We start from the raw sequence: 3,057 nt of genomic DNA on the forward strand, positions 1-3,057 counted from the left end.
CTTGCCGGGGCGCGGGAGGGTGCCCTCGACCAGGCCGGTGTCGATCGCCCGGTGGTTTTCCAGGGTGGTGATCAGAAGCGCCAGGTCCTGCGCCCGGTCGTGACGCTCAAGCGCGGTCATCCGCTCGATCACCCGGCAGATCACCGGATGCAGGCGGCTGTTCAGCCGGGTCAGGTCGGCGCGGTGGCGGACAAAGGTCTCCAGCGACTTCGGCACGCGAAAGTCAAGGCCCGTGGCCAGCGAGCCGATCAGCATCCCCAGGCTGAAGATGTCGGTCAAGGGATCGTGGTGCCCCGCCTCAACCTCCCACGATCGGTAGCCGGTCAGATAGCGCGGCGTGCCGTCCGCCGTGTCGGTGACCAGAACGTCGGTCACCGACTGGCCGGCAACATCGTCGGACTCGACCCGCAGTTCCTCGATGATCTTGATCCCGGACACCCGGTCGGCGCGGCGGCGGGCGACCACATCGCCATTGGCGCGCGGGGCAAGGGCGGCGCCCTCGTGGTACCACAGGTGGCCATGGTCGGCATGCACCGCGTCGGGCGGGGCAAGCGGCGCGACCCTTCCGCCGGCATGGGTCTGCAGCGCCTGCACCAAAAGCGGCAGGATGGCGGCCAGAACATCTTCGCTGCCGATCGACGGCGCGGCGTTGAACCCGGCCAGAAGGTCGAACAGGCTTTGCTTGGGCGCGGCGACGCTGTCGGTCATGTGCCTGCCCCGGCTGCAGCCGCGCGCAGGTCGGCCAGCTTTTTCTTCGTCAGGCCAAGGTCGGTATTGGCCACCGCATCGAACGCCTCGGCAAATCCCCAGCGGGCCGAAAAGGCGAGCGCCGCCAGCAGCGGCACATCCTCGAGATCGGCATCGACCGTCGCGAAATCGGCGATGACCTGGGCAAAGTAGGATTTCAGGCTGTCGCCCATGTCGGCGATGTCCGCAAGACCGGCGGTGTCCGACTGCATGGGACGTTCGAACCGCGGGTCAAAGCTGCGGGCATGCGCCTCAAGCGTTTCGCTGCCGCCCCACTCTGGGGCCAGAAATGCCCCGATCAGCTTCAGCGTCAGGTCCGACAGCGCGGCCTGGGCCAAGAGGTCCAGCTGATCCAGCCGCCATTTGCCCTCGATCAGCGGGGCAAGCCGGGCATCCGCCGCTGCCCGGTCGTTTGCCCAGGCGTCCAGCGCGATGGCGCGGATAAAGGTTTCCGGGTGCGACGACCCGTCTGACCCGGCGTCGTCGTTCAGGGCCACCGCCTTGTGCGCCTGGACGACGTAATCGTCGACCGAAAACTGCTGCAGGCCGGTCGTCGCCTTGATGAGGGTGGCGATCGTCGCATCGCGTGATCCGCTGACCGCCAGCGCGACGCGGTCGGCAAAGATTTCCTGATACAGCCGCGACAGCCACAGGCTGCGGGCATGCGCCAGATGCGCACCCGGCTCGCCACAGATCCAGCGCAGCATCCGGTCGGTCAGGAAATGGCGCTGGCCCTCGCGGGTCTGGTGCAGGAAATGCGCCATTTCGTGCGCCAGCAGGCACCGGGTCTCCAGCGGGTCAAGCAGGGCCAGAATGTCGCCGTCAAAGCGAATGTTCAACTCGTCGGGCAGGTAGACCAGTGCCGCGTTGCGGTTGCCCCCCATGCCCTGGTGCAGCACGACCGGGGCATCGATGCCCAGGCGCGCCGCGACCTCACGCGCGACCGCATAGATCGCGGGGTGGGTGTCCTCATCCAGCCGGATCGAGGATTTCAGGAGATAGAGCCGCTGCTCGTCGAACGCCTGCGCCGTCAGCTTGTCCGAGGCGAACCAGGCCCAGATGCCATCTTCGTGCCGCGACAAAAGGTCGGCCAACTGGCGATGATAGGGCAGAAATTCGGGCACGGTCATGCCGGTTTCGGTCAACTCCTCCTGCATCGCGACTGGCCACTCTCCGCATCCCCGCCTTCGGTCTATATGATCGCCCCGAAGTGGCAAAAGCAAGGCATGCGGCCCGTCAGCCGCCCTGACCCTGTGTTACTGCCGATGGCGTCATCATCGGGTCTGTCGTTTGCTTGCCGCGTTCTGACGGCATTTGGATATGGAAGCTTTAGTTATTCAGTCCCAGCATCTGGTGGATCGGGTTTAGGATGAATCGATCTGTCTCGGATGTCCAGATTTTGCAGATGTATTCGTAGGACGGTGAGGGCGGCATCCAGACCGACCCTGTATTTGCTATGGAAGAGACCACTTCTTGACGGCGGAGCCCGCCTGGGCAACCATTGAACGGGCATCCGGCCGCTCGGATGCCCCGTGATCTGATGCCTCAAGCCGCAGAACGTGCCCGACATAGGACGTTGTCGCTGAGAATGGTGTGACCCTGATAGGGCACGGCCTCCAGCACACGCTCCAGAAACTCCCAGGCCATGCGTCTGGCAGCCTTTTCAACGAGCTGGGCAACGGCAAACTTGCTGGTCCGGTCGATGGCGACAAAGAGATGGAGCTTGCCTTCTGCCGTCGGCACCTCGGCGATGTCGATGTGGATCGCGCCATTGGTGCGCCATTGGTTCAAGCGCAATGGCGAGGGCCATGGGGTCGCGCTTGAACCGCTGGCGCTTCGGCTTGTCCCCCTCCACGTCCGGTAGGCGCGAGATGTCATGGCGCTGCAGACAGCGGTGCAGCGAAGAGCGCGTCAGGTGCGGGATCGAGGGCTGCAGGACATAGAGGCCGTCATCGAGCGGCAGCAGCGTATGGCGACGGAATGCCACGATCATCGCCTCCTCGGCCTCGGTCAGCACGGATGAGCGCGGTTCCTTCGGCCCGGTCTGATGTGCCTCTAGATTTGTAGACGGTTTGCCCCCTAGCTTTGAGGCGCGGGGGCCGAGATGGGGACGAGTAACTACAGCGACGGGTTCAAGCGTGATGCGGTGCAGCAGATCCGGGTGCGTGGGTATCCTGTTCGGGAAGTTTCGCAGCGCCTCGGGGTGAGTTCGCACTCGCTTTACAAGTGGCTCAGGCTGTTCGCCGAGCCTGCGCCGAAGGTGGGCGGCATTGACCACGAGGCCGAGAACCGGCGGCTGAAGCGGGAGCT

At 64.9% G+C, this 3,057-nt stretch carries 3 protein-coding genes and 1 pseudogene; 1 reads left to right on the top strand and 3 read right to left on the bottom strand.

Annotation, left to right across the window (positions count from 1 at the left end; genetic code table 11):
• From ACRCSW_RS07915 to ACRCSW_RS07925, 3 genes and pseudogenes are all read right to left on the bottom strand, one after another.
• Positions 1 to 708 (bottom strand): hypothetical protein (locus ACRCSW_RS07915; protein WP_438704025.1); only part of this gene is annotated, 708 nt, incomplete at its 3' end.
• Entirely contained in the window at positions 705 to 1,904 is a 1,200-nt protein-coding gene (locus ACRCSW_RS07920; protein ID WP_438704027.1) for a hypothetical protein, read from the bottom strand. The genes ACRCSW_RS07915 and ACRCSW_RS07920, both read right to left, overlap by 4 nt.
• Before the next feature lie 172 nt (positions 1,905 to 2,076).
• Positions 2,077 to 2,788, bottom strand: a pseudogene (locus ACRCSW_RS07925) (IS481 family transposase); the annotation flags it as partial.
• 63 nt (positions 2,789 to 2,851) lie between these two features.
• On the opposite strand from ACRCSW_RS07925, the gene ACRCSW_RS07930 reads away from it, so the two are divergent.
• Positions 2,852 to 3,057, top strand: a 206-nt coding sequence (locus tag ACRCSW_RS07930) for a transposase (protein WP_438704028.1), incomplete at its 3' end; no start/stop codon positions are given.

It is taken from the genome of Tabrizicola sp., from assembly GCF_051645465.1.
Lineage (GTDB): Bacteria > Pseudomonadota > Alphaproteobacteria > Rhodobacterales > Rhodobacteraceae > Tabrizicola.